Genomic DNA, 23,174 nt, shown 5'->3' on the forward strand with positions numbered 1-23,174 from the left:
CGAGAGGTCATTAGCATGGCGAAAACGATACTGATTGTGGAAGACCAGCAGGTTTTGCGAGAGATTATGAAGGAATACTTGATGGACGAAGGATACGAAGTGCTGGAAGCGGGGGACGGGAGTCAAGCGCTGACGTTATTTCAAGAGCATGAAGTGCATTTGATCATTCTGGACATTATGCTTCCGGAATTGGACGGGTGGTCAGTATGCAGACGCATTCGCAAAGTTTCCAACGTCCCCATTCTGATGTTAACAGCTCGTTCGGATGAGGATGACACGTTGCTTGGATTCGAGCTCGGGGCGGACGATTATGTGGTGAAACCGTGCAGTCCTCCCATCCTGCTGGCACGCGCCAAACGGTTGCTGGAAAACCGGCAAATGCACGAACCGGGGGATATGTTGTCCGGCGGCGGGATTACGATTCACTTGCCGTCCCGAACCGTTTCAATTGAGGGGAACAACTATAGCCTGACGCACACGGAATTCGAAATTTTGGCTTACTTGATGAAAAACAAAGGCATCATCCTCACCAGAGAACAGCTCATTACAAAAATCTGGGGATACGACTTTGTCGGCGAGGATCGAACGCTCAGCAGCCATATTCGTAATTTGCGTTCCAAGCTGGGAGAGCATGCGAAGCATATCGTCACAGTTGTTCGTTCCGGTTATAAATTCGAGGACCGACCATGAGAACAAGCATTGTACTCAAGCTGTTTTTACTTACGACGGGATTATGCTTGTTTGTGATCGCAAGCATTTTTATCGGACAAACCGTATTTTTCGAGCAGTATTATGTGCATCAAAAGGTAGAAAAGGTGAAGGAAGCCCTTCAATCCTATCGGCAAAACGAGTTGACTCATGCCGGGGCTTCCCAGGATGAAGTCAGGAAGGAACAGGAGTTTTATCAAAAGACGAATGCCTGGTTTGCTCGATTGGATGATAGAGGCCATTTGAAATACTCGGACGATTTCGAGATGGAGGTCCGTCTGGAGTACTCGGAAGACACCCCTGCTCTTTCTGGTAAATCGATTGTCGTTCCGCTGTACACGGTCATGGATGTGGGGGATGTAACCGCTGATAACCCCTTCCTCGATACTTATGTTAAAGTGGGACAACAGATTGCCATGGAAGGGATCATGATCGATAATCAATGGTTTGCGCAGCGGATCGGGAGGAGTGTCTCCAATCTCAGAGAGGAAGATCAGCTGGAGAATCAGCAACTCGTCAAAAAAGAGTATGAGGTCGTCCCGAGATTCAAGAGTGGCACCGAATACCATGAGCGTTATCCCAGCGTTTTGATAAGCGGAACCATCACACAGGTCCGAACACCGCAAGGCGCGGATGTATCCCGCTATACGAACCGCTTATTTCTTGAACGGGTGAAAGCTTTTCAAGCGGATCTTCTATACGGAGATGTTGTGGAGCAAACAAGCACCATAACGGACTACAAAGAGAACGATATGGAGTACAAAATATTCGTAGAGCGCGTGACCGATCAAACAGGGAAGCCCGCCTATCTGTTCGCCATGACATCCCTACAGCCCGTAAACGAAGCGGCGGAGGTCATGAAAAGTTATTACGGCTACATCATTGCGGGTACCTTGCTGCTCGTTCTGCTCGCCTCCTTCTATTATTCCCGCAGAATAGCAGCTCCTTTGCTCCGCATGGACGACATGACACAAAAAATGGCCAAGCTGGACTTCTCTGAAAAAATTCCGATCAAGACAGAGGATGAGATCGGCAGCCTGTCACGGAATATTAATCGGCTTTCGGATATGCTGCATGCCCATATTGTCCAGCTGGAGCAGGATATTGAGAAAGAAAAGCGGCTGGAGCAAACGCGTAAAGAATTTATCGCTGGCGTGTCGCATGAGCTGAGAACTCCGCTCAGCGTCATGGAAAGCTGCCTTTACATTCTGAAGGATAAGGCGGACAGCCCGAAGCGGGACTATTATTTTGCTGCGATGGAAGATGAAGTGAAGAAGATGAACCTGCTGGTTACGGATATGCTGGAATTGGCAAAATATGAATCCGGTACGTATAGAATGCAGATGGATTCGTTCCGGATTGATGTGCTACTGGAGCAAATCTGCGTAAAGTTGGCACCGGACCTCGCCAGCAAGCAGTTGCAGTTGCACTACCGTTTAGCCCCAGTCGAAGTCATCGCCAATCAGCATCGAATCGAGCAGGTGATCGTGAATTTCCTGACAAACGCCATACGCTACACGCCGGAACAAGAGGATATTGTCATCTCGACGGTTGAAGGGGAGGATACCGTCAAGATTTGCATCGAAAACAAAGGCGTCCAAATTGCGGCCGAGCAGTTGGAGAAGATATGGGATCGTTTCTACCGCGGTGAGCACTCCCGCAACCGTTCGACCGGAGGAACCGGATTGGGCCTTGCGATCTCCAAGCAGATACTAGAACTGCATGGGACGTTCTATGGAGCAATGAATACGGAGGAAGGCGTCTTATTCTATTTTGAATTGAAGAAAAAGAAAGTGTAGAACCTCGGTTCTGCACTTTTTTATTGCATTTCTACTCAATCTGCAACTGATCTGCATCTAATCTTGATCTCCGACGATTACTCTTTACCTTGTTCAAGAAGAAAGGGGAAAGATGAAAGTGCAAAAGAAAATAATGGGTATTACACTGTTCGCCATGGTCGCCTTATCGGTTGCGGCATGTGGCATCATCGGACAACCAACTGCTTCCGAGATTACCAGGCAGGCCAGGGACATCTCCACTCCGCAGCAAACCTCATATTCATCACTGTATCAAACAAGTGTTTTTCTCGGAGATTCGATTACGGAGGGATTGTCTTACCATGATGTGCTGAAAGAGGAGAACGTGCTCGCAGGTGCAGGGAAAACGGCCGAATTCGCGCTGGAAGATGTGGACGAATTAGTCAAGCGAAAGCCTGAGCATATTTTTATCCAGCTGGGTTCAGACGACATTTTATGGCCGACCGACCATCCCAAGGAATATTCGTTGTCATACTACGCCCAATTGATCGATCGCATCAAAGAAAGGCTTCCAGAGGCGTCCATCACGATCTTATCCGTTACCCCGGTTACGGCAAAGGCAGAAAAAGCGGAGCCCCGCTATCAAAATATCGGCGACTACAATCAGGGACTGAAGGAGCTGGCAAGCAAGGTACAAGTCGGATACATCGATGTGTCGTCAACTGTGGCCGATCATCCTGACATGTACGATGCGGACGGCATTCATTTCCAAGCCCAGTTTTATCCGGTCCTGCTCGATTACATAAAAGATGAGCTGGATCGTAAGAAGAGCGCAAAATAACGGCGCGGGAGGAAACGAACGTTGGTATTCAGCAGTCTGATTTTCCTGTTTCAATTTTTGCCCGCCGTGCTGCTCGTTTATTATGTGTCGCCCAAGAAGCTGAGAAATGCTGTTCTGTTCGCAGCGAGCCTTATCTTTTATGCATGGGGCGAACCGGTATATATCATCCTCATGATTTTTACAACCGTATTTGATTATATCAACGGGCTCGTGATCGACAAGTACAGTCACTGCAAACCGATCGCCAGAGCAGTGCTGTTCGGCTCCATCTGCGGCAGTCTGGCGATTCTTTGTTTCTTCAAATATGCGGGGTTTGTCGTCTCGAATGTGAATGATCTATTCGGTTTGCAAATACAGGTAGCTGATTTGCCACTACCCGTCGGTATTTCCTTTTATACGTTCCAAACGATGTCCTATGTAGTGGATGTATACCTCGGTAGAGTGCCGGCACAACGAAATTTCGTCGCTTTCGGCACTTACGTCACGATGTTTCCTCAACTGGTCGCAGGTCCGATCGTCAAATATGGAGATATCGCCGAGCAACTGGTCTTACGTAAAGTGACGCTGGAGCGGTTCGGAGAAGGAGCGGAATGGTTCATCCGGGGATTGGCCAAAAAAGTGCTGCTAGCCAACAATATTGGACTGCTATGGACCAACGTGAAGTCGACGCCGATGGAGGACTTGACTGTCCTTTCCGCGTGGCTCGGCATTCTGGCGTTTACGTTACAAATCTATTTCGATTTCAGCGGATATTCGGATATGGCGCGCGGGCTCGGCAAAATGTTCGGTTTCGAATTCCCGGAAAACTTCAAGCATCCGTATATTTCACGAAGCGTTACAGAATTTTGGCGAAGATGGCATATTTCCCTCGGTTCCTGGTTCCGGGAGTATGTCTATATTCCGCTCGGCGGCAACCGGATGGGCTTGGGCAAGCAGTTCCGTAACCTCTTGATCGTATGGTTCTTAACCGGTCTGTGGCATGGGGCGAGCTGGAACTTTATCGTCTGGGGCTTGTTTTTCGGCTGTTTCGTTGCAGTTGAGAAGCTATTTTTGCTGAAATGGCTGAAGCGTTGGCCGAACTGGGCAGGACATCTCTACACGCTGCTGATTGTCGTTGTCGGGTGGGTTCTTTTTGAATTCGAACATTTGCCTTCCGCCTGGATGTTCGTCAGTACGATGTTTGGTTTCGGGACGCACGAATGGGTGGATCGCCAGGCGCTCTACGAACTGACGACGTATGGGGGATTGCTCGTTCTGTTGGCCTTGTGCGCGACACCGCTGCCCCGGAAAGGATTGGAGCAGATGAAAGCGCGATGGAATTCGGTAGGCATGATCGCTGTATTGGCACTTTTTATCATCAGTTTAGTTTTGTCGTCAGCTTATTTGGTCTTTGAGGATTACAATCCATTCTTATATTTTCGGTTTTGAGGGGAGGGAGCGGACTTGACCAGATATGACAAACGGACACGAGCCGTGACGGGCTTGTTGTTCTTGCTATTTATCGTCATGGTGGCCGTTTTGAACATACTGACCCCTGATCAGACATTCTCGGAATCGGAAAACAGGGTGCTCGAGAGGAGACCGCCTTTTTCACTGCGATCACTGCTGGCGGGGAAGTTCACTTCTGATTACGAGACCTATATCACCGATCAATTTGCTTTCCGGGACGTTTGGATCGGGCTAAAAACGGATGCGGATCGTGTTATGGGTAAAAAGGACAGCAACGGTGTTTATCTGGGCAAAGATGGGTACCTGATTCAACATTTCTCATCGCCGCTGGAAACAGAGGTGAATGACAGAGTTCAGGCCATCCAGTCGATTCACCAGACAACGCCCGACCTTCGCAAGTACATCATGCTGGTACCGACCGCCGCCGCGTTGCTTCGGGATAAACTGCCAGCCTACGCACCAATGGGCGACGAACATGCTGCGCTGAATCTAGTTCGGCAATCGCTCCCGTCTGGTATTCGCTTCGTTGATGTCTATCCCGCGCTGTATGCCGGACGCGAAGAAGCCATTTTTTATAAAACGGATCATCATTGGACGAGCAAAGGCGCTTATTATGCTTATCGGGTGTTGTGCAAGCAGATGGAGATTGTTCCAAAAGACGAAGCTGCGTTCAACATCCGGCAGGTGACGGATGCCTTCTACGGATCACTCTATTCGAAAAGCGGCTTCCGTCATCTGCAGCCTGATCGTATCGATCTTTATCTGCCAAAAGAGGAAAGCAAAAAGAAGCTGGAGTACGTGGACGAAGGCCGTACCACGAATTCCTTGTACCAGATGGACAATTTGGCCAAAAAGGATAAGTATGCGGTATTCCTGAACGGCAACCATGCACTGGTCCGAATCACAACGGACCATCCGGACGGGAAGAAGCTGCTGGTAGTGAAAGATTCGTACGCCAATAGCCTGATTCCCTTTTTTTCCGAACACTTCGCAGAGATTGATGTCGTTGACCTTCGCTATTATGAGGAATCCGTAACAAAACTCATACAAGATCGGCAGTTTCATGAGATGCTATTCCTTTACAACGTCAAAACGTTTTTTGAAGACACCTCTATTCTGAACATCATGGAGTGATTGGAATGAAGCGATTTTTGTCTGTACTGCTTATGGTTGCTATCGGAATGGGAATGTTGGCCGGATGCTCCAGTGACGTCGGGACTTCCGAAGAACTTTCGGCCGCAGAAGTGGGAGAAAAAATTCAACAAACGGTAAGTTTTCAGGATATGAAGCAAGGGGATCTGGAGAAGCTGCAAAAGTTGTATCAGATTGAGGCAGGAAAAGTGGAGGATTTCATCCTGTACACGGCTTCATCCAACGTGAAAGCGGAAGAACTGGCTGTTATCAAAGTCAAAGATGCGAGCGACACCGAAAATGTAATACAGAACATACAACAACGGATCGAGGCACAAACAATCAAATTGAAAGACTATCGCCCAGAGGAGTATTTTCTCATCGAAAAGCATGTTTTGAAGACGAAAGGGCAGTTTGTTTTATTCGCGGTGTCGAAAGAGGTTGATCAAATAGAATCTGTGTTTGACGAAGCTATGAAGTAAAACACGAATGGAAGCCCTTGATAATCCAGCGTACAAACAAAAAGAAAACGGTAACCCTATTCGCTACCGTTTTCATACGAACTCATTTACCTTACTCGGATAAACACCAAAACATTATCTCTTGATAACACACGTTGGAACCCGTTATTCAAAAGACAACGTGCAGCAGGACCCACACGTCTACCAATCATTAATAATTGGTTGCATGGTGCGGCACTTCCAATGATGCTAACGTCGCGAATAATTCGCCTCCGTACGCCATTCACTCTGATACGTCTGAATAGGATTACTACTACGTCAGTCATAGTGATCACCTCGCTTCTCTCTGCATGGTATAGAGCATGCAAATGGGGGAAGCTTGGCAACTGATACGAGCCTGCAGTGAATGAAAATGTGCGAATGGATACGGCTAGTTACAAGAAAGCGTTAGACAACTATTCTTCTTCTCCATTCTTATGTTTTAATGAAAAAAGAAATGGCAGTCGAGTAGCTATGGAAGAGGGATAACATGAAGCGTCTTACGATCGGCTTGTTTGCCCATGTGGATGCGGGTAAAACTACTTTCGCCGAACAGTTGCTATACCATACGAACAGCATCCGGTCGCGGGGCCGGGTGGATCATCAAGATGCCTTTTTGGACAGCCACGATATCGAGAGGAAAAGAGGCATTACCGTATTCGCCGATCAGGCGGTTATGCACCATAAGGGCGATGTTTATTATTTGATCGACACCCCTGGACACGTCGATTTTTCTTCCGAGATGGAGCGGGCGATCGGAGTAATGGATTACGCTATCGTGATTGTCAGTGCGGTAGAAGGTGTTCAGGGTCATACCGAAACAGTCTGGCAGTTGTTGCGCAAACATCGGATACCGACATTTTTCTTCATCAATAAAACAGATCGGATAGGTGCGGATACCAGCAGGACGGAAGAGGAGATACGCAGTCAGTTGACTGGGGATGTCTGTTGCATCAGGGACAATTTCGCCAACGGTATTGTCAGCGAAGGACTACGAGAAATGATGACAGAGCGGAACGACTCACTGCTGGAAGCATTTTTAGAGGAAAGGGACGATCAAGAATTCTGGCTGGGTGCCTTGCGGGAGATGATACGAGATGGGCGTCTTTTCCCCTGCGCCTGCGGCTCGGCACTACAGGATGATGGCGTGGCAGAATTCCTGAATCAACTGTCTTTGTTGACGACTGCGTCTTATGACGAGACGGCTCCGTTCGGGGGGCGCATTTATAAAATTCGACACGCAGCAAACGGGTTGAGGCTTACGTTCGTCAAAGCACTGAGCGGCAAGCTGAAGGTACGGGAGCTGCTTAGCTATGAGAGCGGCGGACTTCGAAACGAAGAGAAGATTACACAAATCTTACTGTTTAATGGTAGAAAATCACACGCGGTTGAACAAGTAGCTGCCGGCGATTTGTTCGCGGTCGTCGGCTTGTCCGAGGCCGAAGCTGGACAAGGGGTGGGGCTCTACTCAGACAAGTTTGCTTATGAGACTGAGCCGACACTACAGTCCAAAGTACAGTTTGACGGTTCGCTTCACGTGCAGCAAGTGCTCGGTGCGTTTCGCATTCTGAATGCGGAGGACCCGTCTCTGAATGTGGTTTGGGAAGAGAGTTTGCAAGAGATTCACATTCGTGTCATGGGTCTGATCCAATTAGAAGTGCTGGAGCTGGTTGTGAAGGAACGCTTCGGTTTCGTTGTCTCTTTTGGCCAACCGGAAATCTTGTATAAAGAAACGATACAGTTTGCTGTGACGGGGTATGGGCACTTCGAGCCGCTCAGGCATTACGCGGAAGTGCACCTCCTGCTTGAACCGGGAGAGCGAGGCAGCGGAATCCACTTTACTAGCGTATGTCATCCTGATGAACTGAGTTTTAACTACCAGAATCTGGTTCGGTCTCATCTCTACGAACGGGAGCATCATGGGCTATTGACGGGCATGCCAGTCACTGACATGAAAATTACGCTCCTAAGAGGCCGTGCGCATAACGAACATACTGCTGGGGGCGACTTTCGTGAGGCCACCTTCCGCGCGCTGCGGCAGGGGCTGGAGAAAGCGGAGAATATGCTGTTAGAACCCTATTATGACTTCAAAATAAAGGTAGGAATGAACGAGATGGGGAGGGTACTTTCGGATATTCAGCGAGCCTCAGGTTCGTTCGAGCCACCGCAGCTGTCGGATACGCATGCGTTCATTACGGGAAGGGTGCCCGTGGCAACATTCATGAATTACAGCACCGAATTCGCTTCCTTCACGCATGGACGAGGCAGCATCCGCTGTGTATTTGGCGGATACGATCGCTGCCATAACGCGGAGGAAGTGATGGAAAGGAAACGCTATGAAAAGGATGCAGATCCGCTTTATACATCCTCCTCGATCTTTTGCGCCAAGGGGGCAGGCTACTCGGTGCCGTGGGACGAGGCAGAAGCCAAGATGCATCTGCTCTGAGCAGGATCGAACAGGGCTGTAGCAAGAGTTTCAAAGGTTATTTTCAATGCAGAGGGGCGAGCCTGATTAGGCTTCGCCCTATTTACATTGGATGCGAGAATAAATCCCACGCAATCCCTCTACATCCACAACTCGAATGGCACTACGCTCAGATAGCTCTATCAAGCCTTGCTGTCGCCATTTCTGCAAAGTCTTGTTCACCGTAATGCGAGACGTATCAATATAGCGCGCAAAAGACAACTGATCGATAGGGATATGATTATTTCCGTACACAGCTATCAGTTTAAGCAGATAATTAGCCATCGCAAGCTCAATTGGACTATCAGTAAACGCGATGATTTCAGCCAGGAGACGGAGTTTATAGATTTGTGAATTGGTGAAGATCACTGCCGACTGTGGGTGGTCTTGGCATACGCGCGATAAGACCTCGTCGGAGAAAAAGTAAATGACAGAAGGAGCAGTAGTTATGGCTGACGTCAGGTATGTGCCGTTATAGGCGCCGTGCTCCCCGAACAACCCACCTGTGGGAATGTAATCGATAGACCGCTCATGCCCGTTCTCAGATAAGAGAGTGATCTTTACGCTCCCTTTGTCTAGATAATAAAATCCAGTTCCCACATCGCCTTGATGGTAGATCGTTGTATGTTTTCCCATTTCGATCTTCTTGCCATACATCAGGTACGGGGTCCACTGATAGCGGAGACAGGCCATTTTGACCACCTTTCACATGGATAGACTTACACTGTGCGAGCAGTGTGTGCCGTGAGTTGTGGGGGCTTCAGCATATCTGGGCGTTTGACGACAAAGGATCGGTTTTTGATTTCAATGATGCCATGTTCCTTCCATGCCTTCAGGATCTTGTAGACAGTGATACGGGTGAGGCCAGCACATTCCGCAAGCTCTTGTTGCGTGAGGGGAACCTCGTGGTTTTTGAAGTCTTCGCAAATGTTGAGCAGGAGGCGAGCGATTTGCTCTTCTGAAGTCAATGCCTTCATGTTGATGGCGGTTAGAAGAATCCGCATTTTTTGATTGATTGTTTGGGTGAAAAGAGACAAGAGTTCAGGGCGTGCTTTCAGCATTTCGAGGAATTGCAAACAGGAGAAATGGTAGACGACTGCATTCTTTACAGCAATAGCCGTGGTGAAATGAGGTTGTTGATCCATCGTTTGAAGTCCCATGATTTGACCAGGGACTACGATGTTCACCAGGCGATCTTTCCCCTTGAAGGTAGAGGTCACAATCTTGACTAATCCCTTATGAAGGTAATAAAAACCTTCTCCCATCGTCTCTTGCTTATAGATTGCTGTTTTTCCTTTCACAAATTGACGGGTGCCGTATTCTAAAAGGGTTTCCCATTTCAAATCCGTTTCAAAAGGGGATACCATCATCACCGCTCCTTTCCTCATCAATGATCTTGCCTCTTCCAATCGTCTACTCCAGATTAAATCTTAATTTTCTGAACTTACTACTTTTGATTATATGAAAACAAAGAGCTCCTTACCAATATTTCAACGTGAAAATGACGTGCATTCGAAAGATAAACAGAAATGATGTTAATTCGTTTACATATCCTCAGTTGCCCATGAAAGGTGGGAGCGGCATTTTATATTTTTCAGCCGTGATGTTAAGTGGGTTACACTTTTCAGAAAAGACAGACACTATAATGCGGTTTAAGAACAAAAACGGCGCAATCAACAAAAAACAACAGGGAGGTATTGTGGTGGGAATCCGTACAGGTGACCAATACATTCGGGGCTTGATATCACGGCAACCGGAGATTTGGCTGCAAGGCAGAAAGGTGACAAACGTATGTGAGGAAGCTGTTTTTCGACAGCCGATTCATGAAATAGCCAAACTGTATGACATGCAGCATGACGAGAAGTACCAGGAAAAGATTACCCATATTTGTCAGGAGACTGGCGAACGTGTGAACAACGCCTTTCTCGTTGCAAAAACCCCTGAGGAATTGCAGGCGAAACGAGCCTTGTACGAAGCTTACGCGAAAGCCACTTTTGGCTTGATGGGAAGAACGCCGGATTTTCTCAATGTCGTCTTGACGTCGCTATACAGCAATGCGTCTTTCTTGGAAAGGTACAATCCGCAGTGGGCGGAAAACGTGAAAAATTATTACAAGTATGTTCGCGACCAAGACCTATTTTTGACGCATGCGATTATCAATCCGCAAAATGACCGAAGCAAGTCCTCGCACGAACAAAACGATGTGTACACCCATTTGGGGGCAGTAGAGGAGACACCGGAAGGCCTGATTGTCAAAGGAGCGAAAATGCTCGCAACACTGGCGCCAATCACGGATGAAGTCTTCATTTATTCGTTCCCTGGGTTCAAGCCAGGAGATGAGCGTTACGCCTTGGCTTTTGCCATTCCGATTAACACGCCGGGCTTGCGCATCATTTGTAGAGAGCCCATGCAGGATGGAATTCGTTCGGTTTATGACCATCCTTTAGCATCGCGCTTCGAAGAAATGGATGCGGTTCTTGTCTTTAAAGACGTACTTGTACCTTGGGAGCGCTTATTCCTGTACAACAATGTAGAAGCGGCCAACCTGCTTTATCCAAAGACAGGCATCGGACAGCAGCCGGCTCACCAGACAGGGGTGAGAGGACTGTTGAAGCTCCAATTTGCCACGGAGGTTGCCATGCGGCTGGCAGACTCCATCGGGGTAGACATCTATCCGAATGTCCAAAACATTCTCGGGGAGCTAGCGCAATCGCTGGAATCGGTCAGAGCGCTCCTGAGGACCGCTGAGCAGGAATACGAGACGTTGCCGTCGGGCGAGCTCATGCCGGGTTACGTACAGCTCGAAACCATTCGCGGACTGCTTCCGAAGCTGTACCCGCGGGCGATCGAAGTTATACAAATTATTGGAGCAGGCGGATTACTCATGTCCCCGACTGACAGTGATATGGAGCATCCCGAGTTGGTGGAGGATATGGAAAAGTTTTATGCCGGACGGGAGGGTATCTCCGGTACAGATCGGGTTCGCCTGTTTAAGCTCGCTTGGGACCTGTGCGGGGAAGCCTTCGGACAGCGTTTGCTGCAATACGAGCGGTACTATACCGGTGATCCGGTGCGCAAATTAGCGATTTTTTACAACAATTACAAGAAGTCTCATGCATGCACGATGGTGGATGACGCGCTCAGCGTTTTTGCTGCCAAATCGGCATCGCAGACGGAGCAGGTTCTTTAAACAAGGAGGGAATCGAGCATGCGTACATTGGCACCTATCCATTTGTGGAAGTTTATCGAGGATCACATCGATCAGCTCAAGCCACCGGTGAATAACAAGGTGATTTGGAAAGATGCAGAACTAATGGTCATGGTAGTGGGAGGGCCGAATAAGCGGCGGGATTTTCACATTGATCCATCCGAGGAAGTCTTTTACCAGCTCAAGGGTGATTGCTTCGTAGAGATCATGAATCAGGATGGGAAGCGTGAGATCATTACGGTCAGAGAAGGCGAAATGTTCCTTCTTCCTGCGAATGTCCCGCATTCCCCACACCGGATCGCCGATACGATCGGACTCGTGATTGAGCGCAACAGAGATGAGGGAGAACTGGAGGACTTTGCTTGGTTCTGCGAAAACTGCGACCATGAAATGCATCGCGTACGGATTCAACTGACCAACATAGAGGTGCAGGTAAAAGACGCGATCGAAGGATTCAACAGCAATCTGGAGCTGCGGACATGCCAAAAATGCGGATACGTCATGTCTCCGGAAGCGAGTGAGTGGAAATGCGAGTAGACTTCCATACCCACATGATTCCAGAGGATATTCCGAACCTTGCTGAACGGTTTCATGGAGAGCGCTGGCCAGTTCTCCACCGCACTTGCACATGCGGGGCGACTATCATCGTCGGGGGAAAAGTATTTCGCGAAGTGACCGATCAGGTGTGGGATCCCCAAAAACGGATTCATGACATGCAGCGGGAAGGCGTGGATATGCAGGTGTTGTCACCCATTCCGGTCACGTTTTCCTACTGGGCCCCGGCTGCCGAAGCAGAAGTGATGGCACGGATTCAAAACGATTTTATCGCAGAGACGGTTAACCAACATCCCAATCATTTCATCGGATTGGGTACAGTTCCATTGCAAGACACCGAGGTAGCCATTCGGGAAATGGATCGCTGCATGCATGAGCTCGGCCTGAGAGGGATCGAAATCGGTACCAACGTAAATGGCAACAATCTGGACGACCCGGGACTGATTCCTTTTTTTGATATGTGTCAGACTTGGGATGTTCCACTCTTCGTACATCCATGGGAGACACTGGGCAGAGAACGGATGCCGCGGCACAACCTGATGTACACCGTCGGGATGCCAAGCGAGACAGCGCTTGCCGCAGCAAGTCTTATCTTGGGAGGCGTGATCGAGAAGTTTCCGCGCCTGAAAATCTGCTTTGCCCACGGCGGCGGCTCTTTTCCTTATATTCTCCCCAGGCTGGACCAAGGCTGGAAGGTATGGCCGCATCTGCGTATGACCGAACAACCGCCTAGTGTATACGCGAAACAATTCTACTTTGATTCCTTGACGTACGACCCACTGAACATCCAATACATGATGAAGCGCTTTGGCGAAGAGAGAATCATGATGGGATCGGATTATCCCTTCCTGCTTCGTGAGACACCTCCCGGGGAAGTCATCGATCATACTTTGGAGCTGACTGACGGACAGAAGAGGGCGTTGCTGGGTGAAAACGCGCTTCGCTTCCTGAACATAAAGGAGAGGAACGGACTGTGAAGCATCAGACTGAAACGCCGGAACAACGTCTACAGGCAATGGGCCTAGACCTGCCAGAACCGAGACAGCCGGCCGGCAATTATGTTGGTTGTGTCCAAGCGGGCAATCTCCTCTTTCTGGCAGGCCAAGGGACAAACGAATATCGAGGAAAGCTGGGACAGGATGTCACGATAGAGGAGGGCTACCTGGCTGCCAGGCAGTGCATGCTCAATCTGCTGGCTGTTGCCAAACATGAGCTAGGGGAACTGGGGAGAGTCAAACGAGTGGTCAAAATACTCGGATTCGTTAACAGCGATCCAGCTTTCATAGATCAGCCTACAGTCATGAATGGAGCATCCGATTTGTTGGTGGAGCTATTCGGCGAGAAAGGCAGGCATGGGCGGTCCGCTGTAGGGATGGCCCAGCTCCCGCTAAATAACGCCGTAGAAGTAGAGATGATCTTGGAAATCGAGAATTAGGAGGATTCCGATGAGTCAGACTTCCAAGGAAAACCAGGTACGAAAAGACGCCAAGCTATTCATAGACGGAGATTACGTGAACGCTGTTTCCGGTGAAACCTTCGATACGATCAACCCAGCGACAAATCTCAAGCTGGCTTCTGTGGCCAATGCAAGTGAGCAGGATGTAAAAAGGGCGATCGACGTGGCGCAGCGTACATTTGAGTCAGGTGTTTGGAGCGAGATGTCCGTAGATGAGCGCGCCAAGATTCTCTGCAAAATGGCTGACCTGGTGATGGAGCGTGTGGACGAACTCGCTTTGGTAGAAACACTCGATGTCGGCAAGCCGATCAAAGAAAGCCGGGGCTTCGATATTCCGAGAGCGGCAGCCAATTTGCGCTTCTTTGCCGAAATGGCCAAATACATGGTCCATGAGCATTATGAAATGCACCATTTTATGTCCTACGCCAAATATGCTCCGGCAGGTGTGACAAGTCTGATCATTCCATGGAATTTGCCCTTCATGCAGATGACCTGGAAAGCATCGGCGGCTTTAGCAGCGGGAAATACCGTCGTTGTAAAGCCTGCCTCGTACACGCCTCTCTCGGCGGTGATGCTCGGAGAGATTGCCAATGAAGCAGGTCTGCCTCCTGGCGTGCTCAACATCATCACTGGTCCGGGAGGGACTGTCGGGACGGCGCTGACAACCCATCCCCATGTGCGTCGGATATCTTTTGTGGGAGAATCTAACACCGGCAAGACCGTCATGCAGAATGCCGCTTCGCATCTGATTCCGGTATCGCTTGAATTGGGAGGCAAATCAGCCAATATCGTGTTTGAAGATGCCGATCTTGATGAAGCGGTAAAAGGGTCGATCGAGGCGATTTTCCGCAACCAGGGCGAAATTTGTCTGGCAGGATCGCGTTTGTTGGTGCAAGAAAGCGTATACGATCAGTTTCTGGACAAATTTGTGGCGGCTGTTCAAAGGATCAAGGTGGGAAATCCTCTGGAGCCAGAAACGGATATGGGAGCGTTGGTGTCCCGCAGTCACTTGGAGACGGTGGAGCACTACATCCAGATCGGACTGGAAGAAGGAGCCAAGCTCGGTTACGGCGGAAAACGGATCAGCGGACTGGCTGACGGCAATTTCCTTGAGCCAACCGTTCTCTATGATGTAGACAACAAAATGACGGTGGCGCAGGAAGAGATTTTCGGTCCGGTCGTCGTGATCATTCCATTTCGTACAGAAGAAGACGCTATTCGAATCGCCAATGATTCGGTTTACGGCTTGGCAGGAGTGGTTTGGACCAACAACCTGCGGCGCGCGCATCGCGTAGCTGATCGAGTGAAGTCAGGTCTTTTATGGATCAATTGCTGGTATGTGCGTGACTTGCGAACTCCGTTTGGCGGTGCCAAGGACAGCGGGATTGGCCGCGAAGGCGGGCGTCACAGCTTCGAATTCTACTCCGAGGTCAAGACAGTCACAATGAAATTATAGCGAGAAGGACAGCAAATCAGGGAGGGAGCCGTGTGGACGTAGAAAAAATCACACGATTCGCCGATCATTTAGCGGCGGCGAGTCGTGAAGGGGCGGGAGTAGCGCCACTCACTTTACTGGACCCGCAAATCAGCGAGATAGAGGCATACCACGTTCAATTGAAGACGATTGAGCGAAAAGTGAAAAAAGGCGCGAGAATTACAGGGAAGAAAATCGGCCTGACCTCTCGTGCCATGCAGACACTGCTTGGCGTGGAACAGCCAGACTATGGACATCTATTGGACAATATGGTCGTGGAAAACAACGGAGAACTGCCTTTCGAGTATGTCCTTTCGCCAAAGGTAGAAGCAGAAATTGCCTTCCTGCTGAAGCGCGATCTGGAAGGTCCACGTGTAACAACCTATGACGTCTTGATGGCAACGGAATATGTAGTGCCTGCTTTGGAAATCGTGGACAGCCGTATAGCCAACTGGCAAATCAAGCTAGAAGACACCGTTGCGGACAATGCATCCTCGGGCTTCTATGTGCTGGGTGGACATCCCGTGAAACCGCAAGATCTGGATCTTCCTCTGGTAGGAATGGCGTTTTATAAAAATCAGGAGCTGGTCAATACCGGTGTTGGTGCCGCCGCATTGGGCAATCCCGCATCCTGTGTGGCGTGGTTAGCGAACAAGCTGTACGAATTAGGGATTACACTCAAAGCAGGAGAAATCATCTTGTCTGGTGCGTTATCGGCAGCGGTTGAAGCTAAGCCTGGCGATGTATTTCTCACACGGATTGCTGGACTTGGTTCAGTAGGAGTCAGGTTTGGCAAGTAAAAAACATGAAAGGAGTGCATGTATGAAGAAAGTAAAAGTAGCAATACTGGGCTCGGGGAACATCGGGACAGACCTGATGACCAAGCTTGGAAGGTCGCCGGTTCTTGAACTGACATCCGTGATTGGAATCGATCCTGATTCGGATGGTCTGCATAGAGCAAAGGCAGCTGGATACTACGTATTTGACGGCGGATTACAATCATTTTTGGAAAGCGGTGCGGATCTTGCGGATATCATCTTTGACGCTACTTCAGCCCAAGCACATATTCGGCATGCCACGGCGCTCAGAGAGGCTGGAAAGTTCGCCATCGATCTGACGCCTGCTGCTGTGGGGCCCTATGTAGTACCATCTGTAAATCTCGGTGCTCATTTGAATGAAAAGAACATCAATCTCATCACATGCGGCGGCCAGGCTACTATTCCGATCGTTCATGCAATAGGGAGTGTAAGTCCGGTCAGATACGCAGAGATCGTGGCCACTATTTCCAGTAAAAGCGCGGGTCCTGGCACACGTTCCAACATCGACGAATTTACAGAGACGACCGCACATGGTATCGAAGCGATCGGCGGAGCGAAGAAAGGCAAGGCGATCATCATCCTGAATCCGGCGGAGCCGCCGATCCTGATGAGAGATACGGTCTATGCGATAGTGGAAGAAGGTGCGGACCAACAGGCGATCGTGAAGGCTATCCAACAAACCGTTGCCTATATTCAATCATACGTTCCTGGTTACCGCCTGCGCACAGAACCGATCTTTGATGAAAACAAAATCACCGTTTTTTTGGAAGTGGAAGGCGCGGGCGACTACCTCCCTACATATTCAGGCAATCTGGATATCATGACAGCGACAGCGGTGAAGGTAGCAGAGGCATATGCCAAGCATGCTGTCGGCATCGGCACGGGTATATAGCCGAGAATGAAAGGAGGAACCGCATATGACTCGTGATATTGTGATCACAGAGGTAGCGCTTCGAGATGGGAGCCATGCAATCAATCACCAATTTACTGTGGAACAAGTAGTCGAGGTGGCACGCGCATTAGATGAAGCGAACGTACCGTATATCGAAGTCTCCCATGGAGATGGATTGACCGGATCGTCCCTGCAGTATGGGCTGTCCAGGACCCCTGAACTGGAGCTGATCGAGGCGGCCGTTTCCGTTTGTAAACAAGCGAAAGTTGGCGTGCTCTTGCTGCCGGGAATCGGCACGATCAAAGATTTGAAGACGGCTGCAAGGCTAGGGGTAGGCATGGCACGAATCGCCACACATGCGACCGAAGCGGACGTCTCCGCTCAGCATATTTATCAGGCTAAAGAGCTTGGCTTGACGACAGTTGGCTTTTTGATGATGTCGCATATGGCTGCTCCGGAAAAATTGGCGGAACAAGCTGGACTCATGCAAAGCTATGGAGCCGATGTCGTGTATATCGTCGATTCTGCTGGCGCTCTGCTGCCTGATCAAGCAGGGGAACGAGTCCGGGCGTTGAAGCAATGTCTGCATATTCCTGTTGGCTTCCATGCACACAACAATTTGTCTTTAGCCATGGCCAATACGCTCGTCGCCATTCAAGAGGGTGCCACCTGGATTGACGGCAGCGTTAGATGCTTGGGTGCAGGTGCCGGAAATACACAAACCGAGGTTCTCCTTGCTGTACTGGATCGAATGGGCATTCAGACGGGCGTCGATCTGTACAAAATGATGGACCTGGCAGAGGAAATCGTGTCGCCGATTCTTCAAGTACCACAGGAAATTACCAGAGACGCTCTCGTTCTCGGATACGCGGGTGTCTATTCCAGCTTCCGGCTTCATGCCGAGCGTGCAGCCAGGAAATTCGGCATTGACTCCCGGGATATTTTGATCGAGCTGGGAAGACGAAAGGTCGTGGGGGGACAAGAAGATATGATCGTGGATGTCGCAGCGGAAATCGCCCAACTAAACAGCTCTACCAAAATCAGATAGGGGGTGATCAGCGTGCAATCGGAACTATGGTACAAACGGTTGGCTCAAAAGCTGGTGGATGCGGAGTTAAATAGGGAGGAGGTCATGAAACTGACGACTGAATACCCCGAGCTGACAGTGGAAGATGGATATCGTATTCAAAATGAGCTGGTCTCCCTCAAGCTTGAGCAGGGACATCGAATCTTTGCCTCTAAAATGGGGTTGACCAGTCAGGCAAAAATGAAGCAGATGAATGTGCACGAACCGATTCGGGGCTACATTTTTGACTATATGAATATCGAGGACGGCATTCTGCCGATTAGTGAATTGATTCATCCCAAGGTGGAAGCGGAAATCGCCTTTGTTTTGCGTGAGGATTTGGAAGGACCCGGCATCACTGAGGCTCATGTCCTGGCAGCCACTGACTACGTGGTTCCCACACTGGAGATTATCGACAGCAGGTATGTGCAGTTCCAGTTTACCTTGCCGGATGTCATTGCCGACAATACTTCGTCTTCCCGTGTGTTTATCGGATCGACGTGGAGAAAGCCTGATGAGCTTGAACTCGATTTGGTAGGCGTTACTCTTTCGATCAATGGCGAGCTCAAAGACTTGGGGGCTGGTGCGGCGGTTCTCGGTCATCCAGCCCGCTCGGTCGCGATGCTGGCGAACATGCTTGCTCGCGAAGGGCGCAAGCTGCACAAGGGAGATTTGATTTTGTCCGGGGGCATTACCGGTTCCCACCAGCTACGGGAAGGGGATGTCGTAAGCGCCAAATGGGGTGGCCTCGGAAGCATTGAGTTTGTGGTGAAAACGGGATAGGCAGTAAGGCGAAAAGCCGAGAAGAATGCGTGGGGTTATCTCGTATTCTCTCGGCTTCTTTTTACGTCGGATAAAAAACACCATCATCAATCTGGAAATTCTTCATCTGCTTCCAATGCAATTTGATAGGCGTCCAATATAGATGCTGCTTCCTCGGGATCATCAATCCCCACCAGATATTGGTCTTCCCCCTCCACGTCTACGACTCGCATAAGAATTCGATCCTTATCTGATGTTAAAAGGGCGTAGAATTTTTCGTTCATATCGAATAAAGCTTCAACTGCATACTCTTTTTCATGACCTTGCTCATCCTCAACTGTAATACGATCATCAATTTCCACGATACAAGCCCTCCTGCTCTCGTAAGTCTCGCTTATTATGTACGTGGACAGATCGCTTTATTGATGGAATAGGAGATGACATGATGAACAGTCCACAACAATCGAGAAATGATGAAACGTTCGCACGGATGATGTCCTGGGTTGAAGCCCATTATGATTGTGAAGTTTATTTTTTAGAGCAGTCTAGGCAAGCAAATGGCTTTGTGGAATATCGAAACGGAAAAAACATTATATACATATTGGCGGACAAGGAGCACATCAGCCTCGATACGTTCTCTGACATACTGGCGCATGAGGTAGGCCATGTTATCTACAATCGGCGTATGATGCGAAACGGGTTGTCCTACGAAGAGATTGTGAAGCGGACGCAGGACAAACTGGATTGTTTTTATCAGTTGTTAATCAGAAAGGTTATTACGGTGGAAGAATACGAACGGCTTTATAGCGCTATTGAAGAAGAATGGGATAGCAATCAAGAAAAGGAGCGAATTATCCCTGAGTTACGAAAACTGGTTCATACAGAAAAGCTGCTGTCCACCTAGATAAAATTTGAATGGCTGATCTTTTGTTCCAAAAAAATGAAAGAAGGAAAGTAGCATATAGATGTAAACATCTCGGTTCATTATAAAAGGCGAGGGGAATTTCTCCCCTACGCTATGTAAAGTTGGTGATAGGATGCTCGACAAAGAGCGATTAGTGGACAGGCTGAAAGCAGAGGGCTTCGCCAAAAGTGCAAAGAAAGTACAGAATGAACCCGAAAATAAAAACGTTGAAATGAGAAAGGAAATCCCAGGGGTCGGCAAAAACCCTGAAAACTGATGGGATGTTTTGAACAATTACCGTGTTTTTCCACATAATCAGGTGCTCGATTTGAGCGCTTTTTTCACGAATCCGGAATAAATGATCTTCGATTTAACACGATTACTTTCAAAGGAGGGATGAAAATGACTCAATTCGATGTTGGCTTAGTGCACAGGCTAGCTGATCAAATGGAGGGACTTGCCTTGGATATCAAAAAACATGTGAACTCCCCCAATGAGCTGAACGAAGATGTAAAAAGGATGACGAGTATTCTTAACAGTTTTCAAACCCTAACGCAAGCATCTAATAGTGGAACCAATCCCATAGCCAAGGAGAACGATGTAAGATAGAAGGTTTTTCAGTGTGCTTATTTCAAGCGGTGCCCTTTACACCAATGCATAGTCTGGTAAAGGATCGAAGGTTGTATACGAGAGAAATTTGAATTTGACGTGAAGTTACCCCTTTGACTTTCCCGTAAGGAAAGAAAAGGGGTATTATTAATATTTCGGGTCACTTAGTTGCCGGACTGTTAGATAACACAGACTATAAAGGCATTCTGAAGGGGAGAGGTAAGATTGTTTTGAGAAAAAACAAAGAAGGAAGAAACTATTTTATTAGCTTCATGATTTTGCTTTGCCTTTTGGTAGCTCCTGTCTCTGCTTTTGCTGAAGCTGCGAAAATACCATCTATCCAATCACTTGATCTAGAACTCAGATCAGCAGTTCTTGTTGAACCAGTAACCGGTCAGGTCTTATTGTCTATAAACGCAGACCAAGCGTATGCTCCAGCAAGTATGACAAAAATGATGACGGGATACATCATCGCGGATAAAGTCAAAAAAGGAGAAATTTTTTGGAGCGATGTTGTAACTGTCAAGGAAAATGCTTCGAAAACGATAGGTTCTCGCGTTGACCTTGCGAACGGGGAGAGGCATACGGTAAAAGAGCTATTTGCGGCAATGCTCGTCCATTCTGCAAATGACGCTGCCGTTGCCCTAGCGGAGTATGCATCGGGATCCGAGCAGCAATTCGTAACATTGATGAACGCGGAAGCCAAGCGACTTGGAATGAAACAATCTCATTTCATCAATGTATCCGGACTTGACCGTACAGATATGCCAATCCCATTCCGCCCCCAGAAACTGGGGGAAAACGTGATGTCCGCAATGGACGTCGCGACAATGGTGAAATCGATTATTCAGGATCACCCAGAGATGTTAGAGGTTACGACCATGCCATCCTATCAGTTCCGAGCGTCAGACAGAGAGCCTCTCGTCAATACGAATTGGATGTTGGAATCCAATAAGGATACAAAATATAAGCAATACGCTTATAATGGCCTAGACGGATTGAAAACGGGCTTTACTGACAGCGCTGGCTATTGCTTTGCGGGAACCGCAGAGCGTGATGGAATGCGGTTGATCAGTGTTGTGATGGGAACTAAATCAATCTCTAAACGATTCACGGAGACGAAAAAAGTGTTGGACTATGGCTTTGATTACTTTGAGCTCAAACAAGTGGTAGCTGCTAAGAGTACGCCAAAAGGCATGGAGAGCGTTCCAGTCAAAATGGGTACAAAAACAGAGGTTCCTGTGCTGTCTGAGCAAGCCGTTTCTTTTCTTGTTCCGAAAGGCACTGATGCTTCTCAGCTTTTCTATCAGACGAATTTCGTGCCAGTAGAAGTCACTGCACCTTTTCCTGCCGGAACAAAGGTGGGGACCATTACTTACACGTACCAAATACAAGGAATGGACATGATCCAAGAGAAAACGGTAAACGTGGTTTCTGCGGAACAATTGGAAAAGGCAGGTTGGTTTCGACTACTGTTCCGTTCTATATGGGAAGTCATAAGCGGTCTTTTTTGAGTTCGACAAACTCAGCATAATATCAAGCTGGAATTCAATGGTTTAAGTTGTAGACAAAATATGTGACTTGATTGATAATCAGGGCAAACGATTACATGAAGCCATTTCCCCCTAATGGTAGATCATGAACCCATATCATTTACACGGTAGGAAAGTAGGTGATCGTATGCTTGGTCAAGTCTTGGCAGTTGTTGATACAAAAGGATGCGTAGCATTCGCTCAATCTCCCCCTTGTTGTAACGAAAGAGGGCAATGAATGAGGGGGTTGAACACCCCCAAAAGGGGGAAAATCATGCACAGGAAGCTGTTGCTTCATCCACTTATCGTTCGGTATAGTGTGTTTATGCTTGGATTGGCCGTCATGGGATTTGGAATTGCCACGATGATCGAAGCCAATGTGGGTGTTGCCCCGTGGGATACCCTGCATATCGGATTGCAAAAGACATTTGGATTAACGATCGGCATGTGGTCACAAATCATGGGTGCGAGCATTATTTTCGCATCCTATGTCATTGGTAAAATAAAGCCTACCGTGGGCATGTTTTTGAACATGATCTTCTTCGGGCTGTTTATCGACTTATTCATGTGGCTGAAATGGGTTCCCATCGGAGAGACAGTCATGGAGCGAGTCGTTTTTTTCGCCGCGGGTTTGCTCATCTATACTTTCGGTACAGGAATGTACATCTCGCCACGTCTAGGGGCTGGACCACGCGACAGCTTCATGTTGGCCCTACATGAACGAATGGGTTGGGACATCGGCAAAGCCAGAATCGGAATTGAATGCACAGTGACAGTGTTAGGTTTTTTACTCGGAGGTCCTGTATCGGTTGGGACACTGGTGACGGCTTTGGCGATTGGACCATTAATCAAACAGTTTATCCCGTTGTGGGAACGAATGATGGCAAAACCGTATGGAAAAGAAGCCGTGAACAATCTAGTAGAATAGATTTCTGTATGACCACCACGCTAGCTTATCGCGTGGTGGTTTTATACATCGATAGAACCTGAGAAGTGATCGACCATTACATCCTTGTATGAATGGGAGGAATACAAATGGGAGGAATAC

General features: G+C 48.6%; 23 protein-coding genes. 20 read left to right on the forward strand and 3 right to left on the reverse strand.

Going from position 1 to position 23,174, the window contains the following annotated elements; all coding sequences use genetic code 11:
* Nucleotides 1-15 precede the first annotated feature (15 nt).
* The 7 genes from FB479_RS24130 (at nt 16) to FB479_RS24160 (ending at nt 8,832) form a co-directional block, all read left to right on the forward strand.
* Nucleotides 16-690, forward strand: a complete 675-nt coding sequence (locus FB479_RS24130; RefSeq protein WP_106655324.1) for a response regulator transcription factor — start codon at nt 16-18, stop codon at nt 688-690.
* Nucleotides 687-2,507 carry a sensor histidine kinase gene (locus FB479_RS24135; protein WP_142066971.1) on the forward strand — a complete coding sequence of 607 codons (1,821 nt, stop codon included), beginning with the start codon at nt 687-689 and terminating at the stop codon, nt 2,505-2,507. Before FB479_RS24130 ends, FB479_RS24135 begins: the two co-directional genes overlap by 4 nt.
* A gap of 112 nt (nt 2,508-2,619) precedes the next feature.
* Complete coding sequence (locus FB479_RS24140) at nt 2,620-3,306, forward strand: GDSL-type esterase/lipase family protein (RefSeq protein ID WP_142066972.1); 687 nt, start codon at nt 2,620-2,622, stop codon at nt 3,304-3,306.
* Between the two features lie 21 nt (nt 3,307-3,327).
* On the forward strand, nt 3,328-4,734 hold the full coding sequence (locus FB479_RS24145; RefSeq protein ID WP_142066973.1) for an MBOAT family O-acyltransferase: 1,407 nt from the start codon (nt 3,328-3,330) through the stop codon (nt 4,732-4,734).
* Nucleotides 4,735-4,749: 15 nt separating this feature from the next.
* Nucleotides 4,750-5,889: a DHHW family protein gene (locus FB479_RS24150; protein ID WP_142066974.1), complete on the forward strand. Its 1,140-nt coding sequence runs from the start codon at nt 4,750-4,752 to the stop codon at nt 5,887-5,889.
* Between the two features lie 5 nt (nt 5,890-5,894).
* Nucleotides 5,895-6,368 (forward strand): DUF4358 domain-containing protein, encoded by a 474-nt coding sequence (locus FB479_RS24155; protein ID WP_142066975.1) that lies wholly within the window; start codon nt 5,895-5,897, stop codon nt 6,366-6,368.
* Between the two features lie 508 nt (nt 6,369-6,876).
* Nucleotides 6,877-8,832, forward strand: coding sequence for a GTP-binding protein (locus tag FB479_RS24160; RefSeq protein ID WP_142066976.1), 1,956 nt, complete (start codon nt 6,877-6,879; stop codon nt 8,830-8,832).
* Nucleotides 8,833-8,910: 78 nt separating this feature from the next.
* Here the strand turns inward: FB479_RS24160 and FB479_RS24165 are convergent, their stop codons facing one another.
* Nucleotides 8,911-9,543 carry a Crp/Fnr family transcriptional regulator gene (locus FB479_RS24165; RefSeq protein WP_142066977.1) on the reverse strand — a complete coding sequence of 211 codons (633 nt, stop codon included), beginning with the start codon at nt 9,541-9,543 and terminating at the stop codon, nt 8,911-8,913.
* A gap of 26 nt (nt 9,544-9,569) precedes the next feature.
* The gene (locus FB479_RS24170) at nt 9,570-10,217 is read right to left on the reverse strand and encodes a Crp/Fnr family transcriptional regulator (protein WP_142067068.1); all 648 of its coding nucleotides are present in this window, start codon (nt 10,215-10,217) and stop codon (nt 9,570-9,572) included.
* Between the two features lie 335 nt (nt 10,218-10,552).
* Between FB479_RS24170 and FB479_RS24175 the strand changes: the two genes are divergently transcribed.
* From FB479_RS24175 to FB479_RS24215, 9 genes are read left to right on the forward strand one after another with little or no spacing between them, the layout of a single operon-like run.
* Nucleotides 10,553-12,040: a 4-hydroxyphenylacetate 3-hydroxylase family protein gene (locus tag FB479_RS24175; RefSeq protein WP_142066978.1), complete on the forward strand. Its 1,488-nt coding sequence runs from the start codon at nt 10,553-10,555 to the stop codon at nt 12,038-12,040.
* A gap of 18 nt (nt 12,041-12,058) precedes the next feature.
* Nucleotides 12,059-12,595 (forward strand): 3-hydroxyanthranilate 3,4-dioxygenase, encoded by a 537-nt coding sequence (locus tag FB479_RS24180; RefSeq protein WP_106655333.1) that lies wholly within the window; start codon nt 12,059-12,061, stop codon nt 12,593-12,595.
* On the forward strand, nt 12,586-13,590 hold the full coding sequence (locus tag FB479_RS24185) for an amidohydrolase family protein (RefSeq protein WP_142067069.1): 1,005 nt from the start codon (nt 12,586-12,588) through the stop codon (nt 13,588-13,590). The genes FB479_RS24180 and FB479_RS24185 overlap by 10 nt, the downstream gene beginning before the upstream one ends.
* Nucleotides 13,587-14,048 carry a RidA family protein gene (locus FB479_RS24190; RefSeq protein WP_106655335.1) on the forward strand — a complete coding sequence of 154 codons (462 nt, stop codon included), beginning with the start codon at nt 13,587-13,589 and terminating at the stop codon, nt 14,046-14,048. Before FB479_RS24185 ends, FB479_RS24190 begins: the two co-directional genes overlap by 4 nt.
* Before the next feature lie 10 nt (nt 14,049-14,058).
* Complete coding sequence (locus FB479_RS24195; protein ID WP_142066979.1) at nt 14,059-15,525, forward strand: aldehyde dehydrogenase; 1,467 nt, start codon at nt 14,059-14,061, stop codon at nt 15,523-15,525.
* 32 nt (nt 15,526-15,557) lie between these two features.
* The gene (locus FB479_RS24200) at nt 15,558-16,343 is read left to right on the forward strand and encodes a 2-keto-4-pentenoate hydratase (RefSeq protein WP_142066980.1); all 786 of its coding nucleotides are present in this window, start codon (nt 15,558-15,560) and stop codon (nt 16,341-16,343) included.
* A gap of 22 nt (nt 16,344-16,365) precedes the next feature.
* The gene (locus FB479_RS24205; protein ID WP_142066981.1) at nt 16,366-17,253 is read left to right on the forward strand and encodes an acetaldehyde dehydrogenase (acetylating); all 888 of its coding nucleotides are present in this window, start codon (nt 16,366-16,368) and stop codon (nt 17,251-17,253) included.
* Nucleotides 17,254-17,278: 25 nt separating this feature from the next.
* Nucleotides 17,279-18,301 (forward strand): 4-hydroxy-2-oxovalerate aldolase, encoded by a 1,023-nt coding sequence (gene dmpG / locus FB479_RS24210; protein ID WP_142066982.1) that lies wholly within the window; start codon nt 17,279-17,281, stop codon nt 18,299-18,301.
* Between the two features lie 12 nt (nt 18,302-18,313).
* A complete protein-coding gene (locus FB479_RS24215; RefSeq protein WP_142066983.1) occupies nt 18,314-19,102 on the forward strand; it encodes a 2-keto-4-pentenoate hydratase in 789 nt (262 codons plus the stop codon).
* Between the two features lie 86 nt (nt 19,103-19,188).
* On the opposite strand, the gene FB479_RS24220 is transcribed toward FB479_RS24215, so the two are convergent.
* Entirely contained in the window at nt 19,189-19,443 is a 255-nt protein-coding gene (locus FB479_RS24220; RefSeq protein WP_255438594.1) for a DUF1292 domain-containing protein, read from the reverse strand.
* An 83-nt stretch (nt 19,444-19,526) separates the two neighbouring features.
* Between FB479_RS24220 and FB479_RS24225 the strand changes: the two genes are divergently transcribed.
* The 4 genes from FB479_RS24225 (at nt 19,527) to FB479_RS24240 (ending at nt 23,054) form a co-directional block, all read left to right on the forward strand.
* Complete coding sequence (locus FB479_RS24225; protein ID WP_142066984.1) at nt 19,527-19,985, forward strand: hypothetical protein; 459 nt, start codon at nt 19,527-19,529, stop codon at nt 19,983-19,985.
* Nucleotides 19,986-20,387: 402 nt separating this feature from the next.
* On the forward strand, nt 20,388-20,594 hold the full coding sequence (locus FB479_RS24230; RefSeq protein ID WP_106655343.1) for a hypothetical protein: 207 nt from the start codon (nt 20,388-20,390) through the stop codon (nt 20,592-20,594).
* Between the two features lie 230 nt (nt 20,595-20,824).
* Nucleotides 20,825-22,108 (forward strand): D-alanyl-D-alanine carboxypeptidase family protein, encoded by a 1,284-nt coding sequence (locus tag FB479_RS24235; RefSeq protein WP_255438595.1) that lies wholly within the window; start codon nt 20,825-20,827, stop codon nt 22,106-22,108.
* 292 nt (nt 22,109-22,400) lie between these two features.
* Nucleotides 22,401-23,054, forward strand: coding sequence for a YczE/YyaS/YitT family protein (locus FB479_RS24240; protein ID WP_142066985.1), 654 nt, complete (start codon nt 22,401-22,403; stop codon nt 23,052-23,054).
* Nucleotides 23,055-23,174: the final 120 nt, after the last annotated feature.

Origin of the sequence: Brevibacillus sp. AG162 (assembly GCF_006715575.1) — a bacterium.
GTDB classification, from domain to species: Bacteria; Bacillota; Bacilli; order Brevibacillales; family Brevibacillaceae; genus Brevibacillus; species Brevibacillus brevis.

Coding starts and splice junctions, on each gene's coding strand:
- FB479_RS24160 (WP_142066976.1), top strand. CDS start 6,877: ATGAAGCGTCTTACGATCGGCTTGTTTGCCCATGTGGATGCGGGTAAA.
- FB479_RS24130 (WP_106655324.1), top strand. CDS start 16: ATGGCGAAAACGATACTGATTGTGGAAGACCAGCAGGTTTTGCGAGAG.
- FB479_RS24155 (WP_142066975.1), top strand. CDS start 5,895: ATGAAGCGATTTTTGTCTGTACTGCTTATGGTTGCTATCGGAATGGGA.
- FB479_RS24195 (WP_142066979.1), top strand. CDS start 14,059: ATGAGTCAGACTTCCAAGGAAAACCAGGTACGAAAAGACGCCAAGCTA.
- FB479_RS24140 (WP_142066972.1), top strand. CDS start 2,620: ATGAAAGTGCAAAAGAAAATAATGGGTATTACACTGTTCGCCATGGTC.
- FB479_RS24225 (WP_142066984.1), top strand. CDS start 19,527: ATGAACAGTCCACAACAATCGAGAAATGATGAAACGTTCGCACGGATG.
- FB479_RS24230 (WP_106655343.1), top strand. CDS start 20,388: ATGACTCAATTCGATGTTGGCTTAGTGCACAGGCTAGCTGATCAAATG.
- FB479_RS24180 (WP_106655333.1), top strand. CDS start 12,059: ATGCGTACATTGGCACCTATCCATTTGTGGAAGTTTATCGAGGATCAC.
- FB479_RS24135 (WP_142066971.1), top strand. CDS start 687: ATGAGAACAAGCATTGTACTCAAGCTGTTTTTACTTACGACGGGATTA.
- FB479_RS24165 (WP_142066977.1), bottom strand. CDS start 9,543: ATGGCCTGTCTCCGCTATCAGTGGACCCCGTACCTGATGTATGGCAAG.
- FB479_RS24240 (WP_142066985.1), top strand. CDS start 22,401: ATGCACAGGAAGCTGTTGCTTCATCCACTTATCGTTCGGTATAGTGTG.
- FB479_RS24205 (WP_142066981.1), top strand. CDS start 16,366: ATGAAGAAAGTAAAAGTAGCAATACTGGGCTCGGGGAACATCGGGACA.
- FB479_RS24185 (WP_142067069.1), top strand. CDS start 12,586: ATGCGAGTAGACTTCCATACCCACATGATTCCAGAGGATATTCCGAAC.
- dmpG (WP_142066982.1), top strand. CDS start 17,279: ATGACTCGTGATATTGTGATCACAGAGGTAGCGCTTCGAGATGGGAGC.
- FB479_RS24170 (WP_142067068.1), bottom strand. CDS start 10,217: ATGGTATCCCCTTTTGAAACGGATTTGAAATGGGAAACCCTTTTAGAA.